Origin of the sequence: Streptomyces sp. NPDC047917 (assembly GCF_043204345.1) — a bacterium.
In the GTDB taxonomy this organism is placed as follows: Bacteria; Actinomycetota; Actinomycetes; order Streptomycetales; family Streptomycetaceae; genus Streptomyces; species Streptomyces sanglieri.
The window spans coordinates 666,863-682,171 of sequence record NZ_JBIDCA010000001.1 but is presented as its reverse complement, the minus strand read 5'-3'; the positions used below and the strand labels follow the sequence as shown (position 1 = coordinate 682,171).

General features: G+C 71.2%; 14 protein-coding genes. 9 read left to right on the top strand and 5 right to left on the bottom strand.

Annotated features, from left to right (window positions below; all coding sequences use genetic code 11):
- Window positions 1-24 precede the first annotated feature (24 nt).
- The 6 genes from ureC (at window position 25) to ACGF8B_RS03015 (ending at window position 7,487) form a co-directional block, all read left to right on the top strand.
- Window positions 25-1,923, top strand: a complete 1,899-nt coding sequence (gene ureC, locus ACGF8B_RS03040) for an urease subunit alpha (RefSeq protein ID WP_392734194.1) — start codon at window positions 25-27, stop codon at window positions 1,921-1,923.
- Window positions 1,924-1,931: 8 nt separating this feature from the next.
- Window positions 1,932-2,585: an urease accessory protein UreF gene (locus ACGF8B_RS03035; RefSeq protein WP_392734192.1), complete on the top strand. Its 654-nt coding sequence runs from the start codon at window positions 1,932-1,934 to the stop codon at window positions 2,583-2,585.
- Between the two features lie 25 nt (window positions 2,586-2,610).
- Window positions 2,611-3,354: an urease accessory protein UreG gene (gene ureG, locus ACGF8B_RS03030; protein WP_392734467.1), complete on the top strand. Its 744-nt coding sequence runs from the start codon at window positions 2,611-2,613 to the stop codon at window positions 3,352-3,354.
- Entirely contained in the window at window positions 3,351-4,232 is an 882-nt protein-coding gene (locus ACGF8B_RS03025) for an urease accessory protein UreD (protein ID WP_392734190.1), read from the top strand. Before ureG ends, ACGF8B_RS03025 begins: the two co-directional genes overlap by 4 nt.
- A 359-nt stretch (window positions 4,233-4,591) precedes the next feature.
- Complete coding sequence (locus ACGF8B_RS03020; RefSeq protein ID WP_392734188.1) at window positions 4,592-5,086, top strand: hypothetical protein; 495 nt, start codon at window positions 4,592-4,594, stop codon at window positions 5,084-5,086.
- 1,594 nt (window positions 5,087-6,680) lie between these two features.
- On the top strand, window positions 6,681-7,487 hold the full coding sequence (locus tag ACGF8B_RS03015; RefSeq protein WP_392734186.1) for an SGNH/GDSL hydrolase family protein: 807 nt from the start codon (window positions 6,681-6,683) through the stop codon (window positions 7,485-7,487).
- Here the strand turns inward: ACGF8B_RS03015 and ACGF8B_RS03010 are convergent.
- Both ACGF8B_RS03010 and ACGF8B_RS03005 read right to left on the bottom strand, forming a co-directional pair.
- Window positions 7,457-8,311 carry an MFS transporter gene (locus ACGF8B_RS03010; RefSeq protein WP_392734466.1) on the bottom strand — a complete coding sequence of 285 codons (855 nt, stop codon included), beginning with the start codon at window positions 8,309-8,311 and terminating at the stop codon, window positions 7,457-7,459. The two genes, ACGF8B_RS03015 and ACGF8B_RS03010, sit on opposite strands and share 31 nt — an antisense overlap.
- Window positions 8,257-9,000: an MFS transporter gene (locus ACGF8B_RS03005; RefSeq protein ID WP_392734184.1), complete on the bottom strand. Its 744-nt coding sequence runs from the start codon at window positions 8,998-9,000 to the stop codon at window positions 8,257-8,259. Before ACGF8B_RS03005 ends, ACGF8B_RS03010 begins: the two co-directional genes overlap by 55 nt.
- Before the next feature lie 78 nt (window positions 9,001-9,078).
- Here ACGF8B_RS03005 and ACGF8B_RS03000 point away from each other — a divergent pair, with 78 nt between their 5' ends.
- Window positions 9,079-9,639: a winged helix-turn-helix transcriptional regulator gene (locus ACGF8B_RS03000; RefSeq protein WP_392734183.1), complete on the top strand. Its 561-nt coding sequence runs from the start codon at window positions 9,079-9,081 to the stop codon at window positions 9,637-9,639.
- Window positions 9,640-9,856: 217 nt separating this feature from the next.
- Here the strand turns inward: ACGF8B_RS03000 and ACGF8B_RS02995 are convergent, their stop codons facing one another.
- Entirely contained in the window at window positions 9,857-10,246 is a 390-nt protein-coding gene (locus tag ACGF8B_RS02995) for a nuclear transport factor 2 family protein (RefSeq protein ID WP_392734181.1), read from the bottom strand.
- A gap of 41 nt (window positions 10,247-10,287) precedes the next feature.
- Complete coding sequence (locus ACGF8B_RS02990) at window positions 10,288-11,124, bottom strand: class I SAM-dependent methyltransferase (RefSeq protein ID WP_259927911.1); 837 nt, start codon at window positions 11,122-11,124, stop codon at window positions 10,288-10,290.
- Window positions 11,125-11,194: 70 nt separating this feature from the next.
- Between ACGF8B_RS02990 and ACGF8B_RS02985 the strand changes: the two genes are divergently transcribed.
- Together ACGF8B_RS02985 and ACGF8B_RS02980 are read left to right on the top strand one after the other, a co-directional pair.
- Window positions 11,195-13,078, top strand: a complete 1,884-nt coding sequence (locus tag ACGF8B_RS02985; RefSeq protein WP_392734179.1) for a S9 family peptidase — start codon at window positions 11,195-11,197, stop codon at window positions 13,076-13,078.
- Window positions 13,079-13,224: 146 nt separating this feature from the next.
- Window positions 13,225-14,061 (top strand): SURF1 family protein, encoded by an 837-nt coding sequence (locus ACGF8B_RS02980; RefSeq protein WP_392734177.1) that lies wholly within the window; start codon window positions 13,225-13,227, stop codon window positions 14,059-14,061.
- Between the two features lie 158 nt (window positions 14,062-14,219).
- Here the strand turns inward: ACGF8B_RS02980 and ACGF8B_RS02975 are convergent, their stop codons facing one another.
- Window positions 14,220-15,215: a hypothetical protein gene (locus tag ACGF8B_RS02975; RefSeq protein WP_392734175.1), complete on the bottom strand. Its 996-nt coding sequence runs from the start codon at window positions 15,213-15,215 to the stop codon at window positions 14,220-14,222.
- Window positions 15,216-15,309: the final 94 nt, after the last annotated feature.

Below are 15,309 nucleotides of genomic sequence, written 5' to 3'. Positions count from 1 at the left end.
CGTACTCCCAGCTGGAGGAATGCAATGACCACCATCACGCGCGCGGACTACGCGAAGTCGTACGGCCCGACCGTGGGCGACCAGGTCCGCCTGGGCGACACCAACCTCTGGATCGAGGTCACGCACGACCTCACCTTCGGCGGCGACGAGGCGATCTTCGGCGGTGGCAAGACCGTTCGCGAGTCCATGCTGCAGGGCACCACCACCAGCATCGGGGGCGCCCCCGACACCGTCATCACCAACGTGATCATCCTGGACGTCTCCCCCGCCCAGGAACTGGCCGGCCTCGTCCCCGGTGAGAGCGCCGGCCGGAGTGCCGTCGTGCGGGCCGACGTCGGTATCAAGGAGGGCAGGATCGCCGCGATCGGCAAGGCCGGCAACAGCGACGTCATGGACGGCGTCACCCCCGGGCTGGAGCTCGGTCCCTCCACGGACGTGATCTCCGGCGAGGGAAAGATCCTCACCGCCGGCGCCGTCGACACCCACGTGCACTTCATCTCCCCCTCGGCCGTCGTGGAGGCCCTGTCCACCGGGACCACCACCCTGGTCGGCGGCGGCGTGGGCCCCTCCGAGGGGTCCAAGGCGACCACCGTGACCCCCGGCCCGCGGCACCTGGTGAACCTGCACCGCAGCTTCGACGACCTGCCGGTCAACGTCCTGCTGCTGGGCAAGGGCAACACCGTCAGCAAGGACGGTCTGGACGAGCAGGCGTTGGCGGGCGCCGGCGGCTACAAGATCCACGAGGACTGGGGGGCCACCCCGGCGGCACTGGACGCCGCGTTGAAGGCCGGGGAGGACTGGGGTCTGCAGGTCACCCTGCACGCCGACTCCCTCAACGAGGCCGGCTTCTGCGAGACCACCCTCGCGGCCGTCGACGGACGCGGCATCCACGTCTTCCACGCCGAGGGCGCGGGTGGCGGGCATGCCCCCGACATCCTGAAGGTGGCCGCCGAGAAGAACGTCCTGCCCGCCTCGACGAACCCGACGCTGCCGTACACGGTGAACACGGTGGCCGAGCACATCGACATGCTGGCCTCCGCCCACCACCTCGATCTCCGCAACCCGAACGACCAGGCGTTCGCGGACTCCCGTATCCGCTCCACGACCATGTTCGCCGAGGACGTGCTCCACGACATGGGTGCCATGTCCATCACCTCGTCCGACGCCCAGGCCATGGGCCGCATCGGGGAGGTCGTGACCCGCACCTGGCAGGTCGCGCACGTCATGAAGGAATGGAGCCACAGGACCTTCCACGACGCGAACTTCTTCTACGGGCCCGAGCACGGGGAGGGCGACAACGCCCGCGCTCTGCGCTTCGTGGCCAAGTACACGATCAATCCCGCCATCGCCCACGGGATCGACGAGTACGTCGGTTCGGTGAAGGTGGACAAGCTGGCCGACCTGGTGCTGTGGGACCCGCGGTTCTTCGGTGTGCGGCCCGAGATGGTCATCAAGGGCGGCGCGATGGTGGTCGGGAACCTGGGCGACCCGAACGGTTCGGTGTCCGCCCCGCAGCCCACTCTCCTGCGGCCGGCGATGGCCGCCCCGATCGCCTCGCACCTGTCCTACGCGTTCGTCTCGGACAAGGTCCTCAACCCGCCCGCCGGCACCGACCCCTACAGCGCCGTGCGGGGCAAGGGCGTCTTCAAGGACTCGCTGAAGGACACTCTCGGGCTGCGACGTGAGCTGAAGGGCGCCAAGCCCGTCAAGGACGTCACGAAGAAGGACATGGTCTTCAACGACAAGCTCTTCGGGATCGACATCCATCCGGCCAGGTTCCGGATCGCGGTCGAGATCCCGGGAGTCGACCCTCAGCAGGGGCATCGCCTCACCCCGCACCCGGAGCGGGCGGGGTTCTGGCTCCTCGACCAGCCGGATCCGCCCGAGAGCCTGCCGCTCACCCAGCGCTACCTGCTGTTCTGAGACGCCCGGTGAGCGCCTCTTCGCTCCTGCTCGCCCTGCTGGGCGACGCCCGGCTGCCCTCCGGCGGGCACACCCAGTCCGCCGGCCTGGAGCCCGCCCTGCGGGCCGGTACGACATCGGCCGAGATTCCCGCCTACCTGCGTTCCCGCCTGCACACGGTCACCCGGGGGGAGGCGGGGACCGCCGTCGTCGCCCGTGCGGTGGCAGCGGACGGCGGCGATCTTGCCGCGGTCGAGGCCGCCTGGGCGGCCCGGACCCCCAGCCCGGCGCTCAGGGCCAACGGGCGGCGCCTGGGGCGCGGTTACCTGCGTGTCCTGCAGACGCTGTGGCCCGGCCCCCTGGACGCTCGCGCGCGCACCTGGTCGCGCCCGGTCGTGCTGGGGCTGCTCGCCCACCGCTCCGGGATGGACGCCGCCGACGTGGCCCGCCTGGTCGGCTACGACGACGTCCAGACCGTGACGGCGGCCCTGCTCAAACTCGAACCGCAGGACCCCCTGGTCGTCACCGGGTGGGTGAACGACCTGCTGCCGGAGATCGACCGGATGGCCGCTCAGGTCGCCCGGTTTCACGCCCCCGAACAGATCCCTGCCCACGGCGCCCCTCTCATCGAACGCTGGGCCGAGACCCACGACACCACCACAGAAAGACTCTTCAGTGCCTGAGAACACCACCGCCCCTGCCCGCGCCATGCGTCTGGGCGTAGCCGGTCCCGTCGGCACCGGCAAGAGCTCGCTGATCGCGACGCTGTGCCGGGCCCTGTCCGGCGAACTGAGCCTGGGGGTCATCACGAACGACATCTACACCGACGAGGACGCACGCTTCCTCAGGAGCGCCGGGGTGCTGGACCCCGAGCGGATCCGCCCGGTGGAGACGGGTGCCTGCCCCCACACGGCGATCCGCGACGACGTGACCGCCAACCTGCTGGCGGCCGAGGACATGGAGGCCGACTTCGGCCCCCTGGACCTGGTCGTCATCGAATCCGGCGGCGACAACCTCACCGCGACCTTCTCCCCCGCCCTGGTGGACGCCCAGCTGTTCGTCCTCGACGTCGCCGGCGGCGGTGACGTCGTCCGCAAGGGCGGTCCCGGCATCGCCCGCGCCGACCTCCTGGTGATCAACAAGACCGACCTCGGCCAGTACGTGGGCGTGGACGTGGAACGTATGACCCGCGAGGGCAGCGAGGCCCGCAAGGGATCCCCGGTGATCGCGCTGTCCCGGCACGACGAGACGTCCGTCCGGATGCTGACCGGCTGGGTCCGCGAGGCCCTCGCCCGGTACCGCACCGGTGATCACACCCCCGTCGACCCAGGCCCCATGGCCCCGCACTTCCACGCCGGCCGGGAAGACGGGGGCGGCCATCCGCACACTCACGCCGTCGGCACCGCCCACGCGCACGACCACGCCCCGACGAGGACCGGGCAGATCGCGTGACCGGACCCACCCGCCTGAGCGTGGCGCCCGCGACCGGCCGCAGCCGCGTCCACCACACCACCGGGCACCTGACGGTGCGGATCGTGGACCAGGACGCAGGCGGAGCCAGGGTGGGCCTCATCGCCACCCGGGCGCTGCTGCTGTCCGGTGACGACGTCCGTATCGAGGTGGACGTCGCGCCCGGCGCCTGGCTCGACGGGGTGGAGCCGACCGGCACGGTCGCCTACGAGGGCGACGCACCGTCGTCCTGGACGATCCACGCCACCGTGGGCGACGGAGCCGTCCTGACCTGGGCGGGCAGGCCGTTCGTGGTCTCGGACGAGATCGCCACCCACCGCAGCACCCGCATCCGGGTTCACGGCACCGGCAAGGTGCTGATGCAGGAGAAGGTCGTACTGGGTCGCGCGGGGCAGACGGGCGGGGACCTGACCACGCCCCTGGACGCAACCGACGACACCGGTCCGGTGCAGGTGGAACACCTGGACCTGGGCCGGAAAGCGCGTCGGATGCCGGGCATCTTCGGAAACCTCCGTTCCATGGACACGGTCACCGCCCTGGGATGGACGCCTGGACCTCCTGGTGAGCCGGAGGCGGGCACCACCGGGCCCGGGGAGACCTACTTCCCCCTGGACCGGTCCGGGGCCGTGCTGCGCTGGATGGGAATCGGCCGGTTCCGTGACCGGCTGTGCGATGCCGCCTTCACCGCCTGGCGCGAGGACGCCATGCGCGACTACCGGCACCAGCGCTCGGCGCGACACCCGGGGCACGCGGAGGAGTTCGTCCTCGGAGAGGGTGGTTGCAGCCCGGGCACGGACGCCACGGCATCCACGGCCGGGCGAGCCGTTCCTGCCCGGCGGTCCGTCACCTCCTCGGCCTGATGCCGCGGGCGCGGGACGCCCCGCACCGTGTGTCCCCGTGCCGGTCGGCACGGGGACTCGCCCCTTCCACAGGCCGCTCGGGCCGCACGGCCACACGGGCCACCAGGAAAGCCCCACAGCGCTTCAAGATATATCCACGATCCGTCATTTTTCTACATAAAGGAAACTTCGACAAAGATCATGGAACTCTTCCGAAATCCCTCACCGGAGGCGAATGCGCGAACACCAATTCGCCATTGCTCATTCGCGAACCCTTCACGTATGCTCATCCAGAATGCACCGACAGTTATCATTCTTAACACTGGGTAACTGTCGAATGATTTCACCGTCGTCCGCCCGGAAATCCAGAGGAGGACCGTATGCGAGACAGATCCAGACTCGCCACCATTCTCGGATCCGTAATTGCCGCCCTGGCATTGGGGATCGCCGTTCCCGGATCGGCGCAGGCCGCGTCCTGCAGTGGTTATCAGTGCGATGGCCACGATCCGAATATTCAGACGTGGCAGTCGGGCCCTGTCACCCCGTACGAAATCAACCTGGGCAGTTCGAACCATCTCGAATTGCGCTGGGGAAAGACGGACGGAGACCAGTACGGCTGGGCGCGCCTCGAATACTCCAGCATTCCGCCCGCCTACAACATCACGGTGGAGCGCTGCAACAAGGGCGGGGGGTCGTGCGAAACGGGCCTGGGCAAGAAGGCTGCGGGTGCGAGCGGCTGGACGGTGAAGAAGGCGGGCACGTCCAACACCTACACGACGTGGACGCCCATGTACTACAACCCGTCCACCAAGCAGGTGCGGGCATGCGTGACGCCCACAGCAGGAGGAACCAAGCGCTGCACGGCGTGGTACTGACGGGCAGACACCGGCAGTGAGCGGCCGGCCGGCCCTCTCGCCTCCTGGCACAACACACCGTGCCGCAGCCGGCTGCGGGAGAAGCCGCCGGTGAACCGCTCGGCGCAGTCACTGCTCGCTCGACCCCATGGGCGGCGTTCCGCTTCCGTGAACCCGGAGCAGGGCGCCGCCCATGCGCGCCGGGGTACTGCCGCGCAAGTCGCTGATCCAGACCTCCACGCACTGGGAGACGCGGCACTACGACTTGATCGACCAGGCCGTGGACCAGGCGGTCGCCGTTCCTCGCCCGGACCGCTGTGATCGCGGGCGCCACGGCGGCGGCATCGCTGCCCGGCCCTGCGCAAGGGCGATGTGGTCGGCTCGCGCGGGCCGAGCGCGGTGCGCGGGGGTCTGGCCAAGGCCAATCCGGCCTCCGGAACCGCCGTACAGATCCGGCCGGGCCACTACCCGCTCGGCACGAAGGGCGGCTTCTTCCCCCCAGCGTCGCAGCGCCGCCAGGACGCTGGCCCGCGAGCAGCAGGTCTCCTCATGGCCACGAGCGACAGCCGGGCCCGTACAGCGCTTGCTGTACGGGCCCGGCCTGACCCGGCCCGGCCCGGGGGGCGGGCCCGCACAAGACTCTCGGCCGGCGCCGCCTCCGGTCTGGCGACCTGGAGGAACAGGCGGGAACCGGGTGCGGCCGTGGGGAGTCGCATTCGCCGACCACCACCCGGAATGCACCTTTCCTGCCCACATGCGAGTCTGGTGATGGCCCATCGTCCGAGATCCGCAACAGGAGGCACGATCGTGGGCAAGAAGCAGAGTCGGCAGAACCGCGGTGCCCGCACCGGCGGCCACGAACGCAGCACTGCTCCGGAGACGAAGGAGCAGACACAGCCAACGGCAGCCCAGGACACGGTGCACGCGATCTCAGAACAGGTCTCCCACCGGAAGCAGCGGAGGTTCGGCCACAACTGATCCTCGGATAACCAGGACAACCGCCCTCTGCGGCGGCACCCACCTTGTGGGAATGCCGCCACAGAGGGCGGTTTCTGTTTGTGGGCACCCGCGGAGGGGCCGCGCCCGGGGAACCCACCCGAAAAGGCCCGCCCGAAAGGGCTGTCCGAAAGGGCCACCTGAAACGGCTGTCCGGGAGTGCTGCCCGAAGGGCCCGCCTTGAAGGGCTGTCCGGGAGAGCTGCCGAGTAGTACCGCCCATGCCCTGTCCATGAGGCTCATGGGCGCCGCGCGTGCCCACCCCGCGCACCGCCCGTGAGCCTCGCGGACCCCGGAGAACCCCCACGGCACCCCGGCACTCCCCCGCACTCCCCTCCGCCCCCGTTCACTCCCCTCCGCTCCCGTTCACTCCCCTGCGTCCCCCCTGCGTTCCCCTGCACTCATCCGGCGCGCCCACACCCGACCTCCCGCCGTCACACCACCCGTTCAGGGTGCGGCCGGAGGTTTATCTACGCGCGGAGCCATGACACCCGAACGATCATTCGGGCATATCAGACCAGTTCTTCCGCAGCTATTACCGGCCGGTACCGATAGCTGCTAGAAACGTGGCGCTCAATCAACCCCCCACCCACCCCCCACACTTCGGAGGGCTGACAGCCATGTCAGTACGGAGATTCTGGGCGTCCGCATCCACTCTGGTCCTCGCCGCCGTTGCCGCGCTGGGCGTCGCCCAGCCGGCCTCGGCCAACTCCTCGGCCGCCGCCGATGGTTACGTCGCCCTCGGCGACTCGTACTCCTCCGGCGTCGGCGCGGGAAGCTATCTGTCCGACAGCGGCGACTGCCGCCGCAGCACCAACGCCTACCCCTACCTCTGGGCGGCTGCGAACTCGCCTTCCTCCTTTGCCTTCGTGGCCTGCTCGGGCGCCACGACCAGCTCGGTTGCCGGCACCCAGCTGGGGGCGTTGAACTCGTCCACCGGCCTGGTCAGCGTCACCGCGGGCGGCAATGACGTCGGCTTCGCCGATGTCATGCAGGACTGCGTGCTGTCCGGTGAGGCCACCTGCCTCAGCAGCATCGGCTCGGCCGTCTCACAGATGCAGAACTCCCTGCCCTCCGGCCTGAGTTCGCTCTACAGCTCCATCCGGTCGCGCGCCCCGCAGGCCCATGTCGTGGTGCTGGGCTACCCGCGCTTCTACCAGCTCGGCGGCAGCTGCATCGCCGGACTGTCGGAGAAGGAGCGGACGGCGATCAACAATGCTTCCGACGTGCTGAACGGCGTCATCGCCAAGCAGGCGGCCGACGCCGGATTCACGTTCTCCAGCGTGGTCGACGAGTTCACCGGCCACGAGCTGTGCTCCGGTGACACGTGGCTCCACAGCGTGTCGATCCCGGTCTACAACTCGTACCACCCCAAGGCTGCCGGCCAGTCCGGCGGTTACCTTCCGGCCTTCCGCTCGGCCGCGTAGGACGCGGACGACGGAGGTGCAGAAAGTGCGGCGGGCTGCCGGGGATCGTTCCGGCCGTCCGCCGCACTGCTGCCACGGGGCGGTCGGGCGGAGGCAGACGCGGCGTCCGGCCGGTGCAGGGTCAGGGCGGTGAACGCGGCGAGTACGGCGGTGGCCGCGGCCACCCACCAGCCGTGGCGGAACGCGTCGAGGGCCGCGCCCGGCCCGTCCGGCGCACCGAGCAGTGTGACCATCAGCGCCACCCCCAGCACCGAACCCGTCTGGCGGGCCATCGTGGTGACGGCCGATCCGGTGGCGAAGCGGGTGGGCGGGAGGGCCGCCGCGGCCACGCCGACCAGGGTGGGCAGGGCGAGACCCACGCCGATGCCGGTGACCATCATGCCGGGGAGAAAAGCGCTCGCGTAGTGCGGAGCCGTGTCGAGCGCGACGGCCCACCAGGCGAGCCCGCAGCCGAACAGCAGGCAGCCGAGCGCCGCCGTGCGGCCCGCCCCGAGCCGGCGGACGAGCGGTCCCGAGAGGACGGCGAGCGCCGGCACGACCAACGGCCCCGGTGCGATGGCGAGTCCGGTACGGATCGCCGAGTACCCCCACACCTGCTGGCACCAGAGCACCGAAGTGAGCAGCATCGCCGCGAACGCGACGGTGAAGAGCAGTGCCGCGAGGGTGGCCGTCGCGAAGACCCGGGAACGCAGCATCGGCAGTTCGACGACCGGGGCAGGGTGCCGGGCGGACCGCATCCAGAAGCCCGCGGCGAGAACGGCCGTCGCGATCAGCGGAACCAGGACTCCGGGCGAACTCCAGCCCCAGGAATCGGCCTTGACCAGGGCGAGTGCCAGCGCGGCGATAGCGAGGGTGAGCAGCGCCGCCCCGACCAGGCGGGGAAGGGGCCCTCGCGGTGCGGGCGGGAATCGGGGAGCAGCCGGGCGCCCGCGAGCAGCCCGACCACGCCGACCGGCACATTGACGAGGAAGACCCAGCGCCAGTCGGCCTCCACGAGCACGCCCCCGACCACCGGACCGAGGCCGGCCGCGATGCCGCCGATCGCCGCCCAGCTCCGGATGGCCCTGGGGCGGCGCTCCGCCGGGGTGTTGACGAGCAGGAGTGCGAGGGAGGTCGGCATGAGCGCGGCGGCTCCCGCGGCCTGCAGCGCGCGGGCGGCCACCAGCCAGCCGACGCCCGGGGCCACGGCGCAGAGCGCGGAGGCGACGGTGAAGACCGCCAGCCCGAGGAGGAATCCGCGGCGGTGACCGTAGCGGTCGGCGAGCCTGCCCGCGACGACGAGCAGGGCGGCGAAGACGATCGCGTACGCGTTGAGCACCCAGGACAGCGAGGAGAGGGAGCTGCCGTCGAAGGCGTCGCCGAGGGCCGGGACCGCGACGTTGACGATGAACAGGTCGAGGTTCACGACGAAGACACCGGCCGCGATGATCCAGACGGAGGCACGGGACGCGGCGGCGGGAGGGGGAGCGGAAGGGGCCGGGGCGGCTCCGTGAGCGGCCGCCCCGTCGCTCACGGAGACGAGTGAGTTTGATTTTCCAACTATCATGGCGCAAGGTAGCGCCAGTGAGTTTGAGATGGCAACCTTGTGGTGATGAGAGCTGCACAGGAACCCCACGCCCGTACCGCCCCGACGGTCGCGCTGCCCGGTCGGCCCTGCTCGGCCGCCGCCGCGCTGCATGTGGTGGGTGAGAAATGGGCGCTGCTCGCGGTGCGCGAGATCTTCTTCGGCAACCACCGGTTCGACGCGATCACCCGTAACACCGGCGCGCCCCGTGACCGTCTCGCGGCGCGGCTGCGCTCGCTGGAGCAGGCGGGAGTGATCGAGCGGCGGCCCTACAACGAGCGCCCGCCGCGGTACGAGTACCACCTGACCGAATCCGGGCGCGATCTCGCGCCGGTGATCCGGGCCCTGCTGGACTGGGGCGACCGGTGGGTGCTGGAGGACCGGCCGGTGGTCATGCTCCACGAGCCGGCCACGGACGCCCGTACGCCCGGGGGTACGCAGCCGCCCGCGCACGCGCACGATCTCGACGCGGCGTGGATCTGCCGCACCTGCGGCGAGGAAGTCGTGATGAACACACTGGCGGTCGATGTCCGTGCCCCGGGGTGGGACCGCGCGGGCCCCAGGGAGCCTGGCCCGTCCGACGTCTGAGTACGAGGCCGATGCCTCGGCACACGGCCGGCGGGGAGCTGCCGGAAGACAGCGATCAGCCGGCGGGGGCTGCCGAAGACAGCGGTCAGCCGGCGGGGTGCCGAAGACAGCGATCAGCCGACGGAGGGCGGCAGACAGCGTTCAGTCGGCAGAGAGCAGCAGCCGGGGGTCAGCCGGCAGAGATCATCTGGCGGAGACCGGCCGACGGGCCGATGGATCAGTACCGCTCGACGAGGTGCTCCCGGCCCGCCGGGGGTTCGTACGGCTCGGGCCAGAAGTCGGTGATCCCGCTGATCCGCCCCGTCGCGTCGAACACGAAGAAGTGGACGGCGGGCAGCTCCTCGGCGCCGACCGTGAAGCGCGTACGGACGGCTGCCTGCCGTCCCTCACCATCGGCCACCACGCGCTCGACGAGAACCCGCCACTCCCCGGGGTACTCCCGGTTGAACCGCACGTACCGCTCCTTCCCGCGAATGCGCTCGCGGGTCTGCGGCAGGTCGTACAACACCTCGTCGGCGAGCGTCGCGGCGAAGGCGCCCCAGTCGCGGGCGTCGGCCGCGCTCCAGTACGTCTCCACCACGGCGCGCAGATCGGCAGTCGTTGTCATGGTTCCGAGTCTGAGCCCCACCACTGACAATCGGCTCCTGTTCAGGAATCGGCTGCCTTCGACGCCTTGATGGAGTACATCAGCGGAATGCGCGGCCGGTCCGCCGGGAAGCGGTAGAAGCCGTCGCTCTGCCGTTCCAGCGTCGGGAAGCGGGCGAAGAGCGAGGCGTCGTGCTCGTGCAGGAACTCGATCCGCAGCCCGGCGGCGGCCAGTGCCGACACCACCTCGCCGATCGGGTGCTGCCATTCGACGCTGCGGTTGTGGACGGTGGGCGCGTCGAAGTCCGCGTACGTGCCCGGCGTCTCGTCCACCCATGCGTCGCGGCTGAAGTAGTCGTGCTCGACCTTCGTCCCGGTGGCGTCGTCGAGGCAGTCCGTCATCGGATGGAATTCCGCGAGGTAGAGGAATCCGCCGGGCGCCACGAGCGATGCGGCGGTCTCGGCCCAGCGGCGGGTGTCGGGCAGCCAGTTCAGCGCGCCGATGCCGGTGTAGACGATGTCGTACGACGAGTCGGGGACGGCTTCCGCGGCATCGTGGACGTCGGCCGCGACGAACGCCGCCCGGTCCTGGCCGAACCCGAGCTCGCGGGCCAGGGCGCGCGCGGTCTCGACGGCCGGTTCGGAGAAGTCCAGCCCGACGACCTGTGCGGCGCCGTGCCGGGCCCAGGAGAGGGTGTCGACGCCGATGTGGCACTGGAGGTGCAGCAGCGACTTGCCCGTGACGTCGCCGACCTCGGCGAGTTCGAAATCGCGCAGGGCGTCCTTCCCGGCGCGGAACGATTCGAGGTCGTAGAAGTCGCTCGTGGCGTGTATCGGGACGCGCTCGTCCCAGTGCGCACGGTTTGCCTCGTGCCAGTCGGCAGGGGTCGGTACATGCATGCCCGGAGGTTATCCACAGGCTGAGGACGAAGCGAACGGATTGCCGGCGTTCCGACGCAGAATGGGGGACATGACTGAGATCACTGGCTCGACGACGGCCCCTTCCGCCCAGGACCCCGCTGCCGCGACGGCGGCCGCTTCCGCACCGGAGTGGGAGCAGCGCTTCCGGGCGCCACGGGTGTCGTTGCCCGACTGGGCGGAGGACGCCCCCGACCGTGCGCTGTTCGTCTCCAACGCCACGGGTACGTACGAGCTGTACGCGTGGGACCGCGCCACCGGCGAGCAGCGCCAGGTGACCGACCGGCCTAACGGCACGACGGGTGGGTTGCTGACGCCCGACGGGGAGTCGGTCTGGTGGTTCAACGACACCGACGGCGACGAATTCGGGGTGTGGATGCGCCAGCCGTTCCACGGTGGCCAGGACGGGCAGCCGGGTGACGAGCCGGCCACGCCGGGGCTCGGCGCCTCGTATCCGGCCGGGCTCGCGATCGGGCGGGACGGCACAGCGGTGGTCGGCCGCTCGACCGACGACGACGGCACGACGGTCCATGTCGTGCGGCCCGGTACGGCTCCCGTGGAGATCTACCGGCACCGCGAGTCGGCGGGTGTCGGTGACCTCAGCCATGACGGGGCGCTGATCGCCCTGGAGCACACCGAGCACGGCGATGCGATGCACTCCGCGCTGCGCGTGGTGCGGCCGGACGGGACGACGGTCGGCGAGCTGGACGACACCGAGGGGGGCACGAAGGAGCTGGGCCTGTCCGTGCTGGGCTTCGCGCCCGTGGCCGGGGATCCGCGGCTCCTGGTCGGGCACCAGCGGCGGGGCCGTTGGGAGCCGATGATCTGGGATCCGACGACCGGCGCGGAGACGGAGCTCGCGATCGATCTGCCCGGCGATGTGGTCGCCGAGTGGTATCCGGACGCCTCCGCGCTGCTGGTCATGCACGAGTTCGAGGCCCGCAGCGAGCTGTGGCGGTACGAGCCGGAGGCGGGCGGCGCGCCCGTCCGGGTGGAGACCCCCGCGGGTTCGGTGTCGGGTGCCACGGCCCGGCCGGACGGCACGGTGGAGTACCTGTGGTCCTCGGCCGCGCAGCCGCCCGTCGTCCGCTCGACATCGGGTGCGGTGGTGCTCGATCCGCCCGGCTTGAAGGCGCCGGCGTCCGTTCCGGTGGAGGACGTGTGGGTGGATGGTCCCGGGGGCCGCGTCCACGCTCTCGTCCAGCGTCCGGCCGCTCCGGCGGAGGGGCCGTTCCCCACCGTCTTCGAGATCCACGGCGGCCCGACCTGGCACGACAGCGACGCGTTCGCCTCCGGCCCCGCCGCCTGGGTGGACCACGGCTACGCGGTCGTACGGGTCAACTACCGCGGTTCCACCGGGTACGGCCGCGCCTGGACGGACGCGCTCAAGCTCCGGGTCGGCCTGATCGAGCTGGAGGACATCGCCGCGGTACGGGAGTGGGCGGTGAAGTCCGGTCTCGCGGACCCGGAGAAGCTGGTTCTGGCGGGCGGCTCCTGGGGCGGCTATCTGACCCTGCTCGGTCTCGGCACGCAGCCGGACGACTGGGCTCTCGGCCTGGCGGCGGTCCCGGTCGCCGACTACGTCACGGCGTACCACGACGAGATGGAGAACCTGAAGGCGATGGACCGCACGCTGCTGGGCGGCACGCCGGAGGAGGTCCCCGAGCGCTTCGAGGCGTCGTCCCCGCTGACGTACGTCGACGCGGTCCGGGTGCCGGTCTACATCTCGGCGGGCGTCAACGACCCGCGCTGCCCGATCCGCCAGGTCGAGAACTACGTCGACCGGCTGAAGGACCGCGACGCGGTGCACGAGGTGTACCGGTACGACGCGGGACACGGTTCGCTCGTCGTGGAGGAGCGGATCAAGCAGGTCCGACTGGAACTGGACTTCGCCCGGCGCCACCTGGCCACGGGAACGGACCCGTCCGCCGCGTAACGGGCAGACCGGCGGGCGCAGGGACGGGGCGGCGGGTCGAGGGCAAGGTCGGGGGGGCGGGTCGGAGCGGGGTGCGGGTCGGGGCGCACGGTCGTCAGTCGGCACCCCGCTCCGGGTGGCCGGAGCGGGGACCGTACCGTGGAGGGGTGTACCGGTTCCTGCTGACCCCGCGATGGTGGGGGATCAACCTCTTCGTCGTGCTGGCCATCCCGTTCTGCGTGTTCATGGGCACCTGGCAGCTCGGCCGCTTCGAGGACCGCGTGCAGACGCACGACGCCGCCGAGAAGCAGCCCGCCCCCGGCACCCGGCCCGCCAAGCCGATCGACGAGCTGCTGCCCGTCGACACGGTGACCTCCGGCCGCCCCGCCATCGCCACCGGCCGGTACACCGATCAGTTCCTGGTGCCCGGACGGAAGTTGGACGACAAGAGCGGCTTCTACGTCCTGGACATGCTCCGCACGGACAGCGGCAAGGCCCTGCCGGTGGTACGCGGCTGGCTGCCCGGCAAGCCCGGCCAGACCCCCGTGCCCGCCGCGCCGACCGGCGAGGTCACGGTGACCGGCGACCTGCAGGCGTCCGAGAACGCGGGCACCACGGGCGTCGAGACGACGGGCGGGCTCCCCGACGGCCAGTTGGGCATGATCAGCGCCGCGTCGCTGATCAACCTCGTCCCGTACGACGTCTACGACGCATGGGTGACGCTCCAGGACGCACCGGCCGGCCAGCTGCGTCCCGTACCGGCCGCCGCGGCGCAGGGCACCGGACTCGACCTGAAGGCGTTCCAGAACCTCGGCTACACCGGCGAGTGGTTCGTCTTCGCCGGGTTCGTGCTCTTCATGTGGTTCCGGCTGGTCCGCCGCGAAGCCGAGGCGGCGCGCGACCTGCAACTGGGCCTGGTGGAGGAAGCGGCAGCCGCTCCTGAGACGGAGCCCGGCAAGCACCCCGTGAGTACGGGAACGGGCGCGGGTACCGGCGCCGCCTGAGTCGCGGACGAGCCGACGACAGGGGCGACAGGGGCGACAGGGGCGACAGGGACACGATGAGGGGCCCGCCGGATCGGTGATCGATCCGGCGGGCCCCTCACGTCATGTCTCGGTCCGCCGCGCCCCGCCCCGTTGCCTCGTCCCGCCCCGCTGCCGCGTCATGTCGCGGGAGCCAGCACCCCGGTCCGGTAGATCGTGCCCGAGCAGGCGTTGGAGATCTTCGTCTCGGCGACCGGCGCCCCGGGCTCCGGCGTGTGCATCACCGCGACGCTGCCGTCCTGCGTACTGCCGCCGTCCTCGCTGCCGAACTGCGTGTCCGTCTCCGACGTCCCGTCGCTGCTCCCCGTACCGGCACCGGCCGCCGCCGCGCCGCTCGCACCGCCCGCGTCGTCGGTCGGCGTCGGGCTCGGCGAGCCGCCGACGGTCGGACAGGTGTCCTTCGGCACCCAGGCGAACTTCACCTCGTACGACATCGAAGGCTTCAGCAGCACCGTCCCCTGCTCCTGCGAGGGGTCGGGCAGTCCGGCCGCCGCATCGCCCGCGGTGTGCTGGACGACCGCGATCCGGGCCGGGTCGGCCGCGCCGATCGCCTGGAAGCCCACGCTGCCGCCGCTGCTCACCGAGCAGTCCGTGCCGGAGACGTTGGAGATCCGGAAGGTGCCGTAGACCGTGCCGTCGGCACCGGCCGCACCGGTCTCGGCCGAGGCGACACCGAGCTGTCCCGGGTCGCAGGTCCGCATCGCGACCACCGCCGAGCCGGACGGGTCGGCGACCCCGCCGGACAGGTTGCCGTCGGAACCCTGGCCACGGCTGTCGGAGGGGCTGCTCGTGCTGGTGGGATGGTTCCGGTCGCCGTCGGCCTGCCCATCGGTGTTGCCGCTGCTGTTCTTCCCGCCGGACTGCGAGTCGGTGTCGGTTCCGCTGCCGCCCTGCGCCTGCTCACCGTGCCCGGCTATCGCAGGGTTGGCGGTGTCCGAACCGTCGGAGTTCGCGACATGGACGAAGGCGGGGACCGCGGTGCCGATGAGCAGTGCCGCGGCCGCCAGCCCCACGACGGCCTGGCGTCGCTTGGCGCGCCGGGCGGGAACCGCGCGCTGGAGATGATCGAGCGTGCCGTCGCCGGGCTCGATGTTCCGGACGGCGCCCTGCAGCATGCGGCGCAGTGCGACCTCGTCGAAATCCGCGCCGCCACCGGCACCCAGGCCGACACCCGGACCGCCGTCCCGCCCGGTCTCCGTGCCGAAGAGG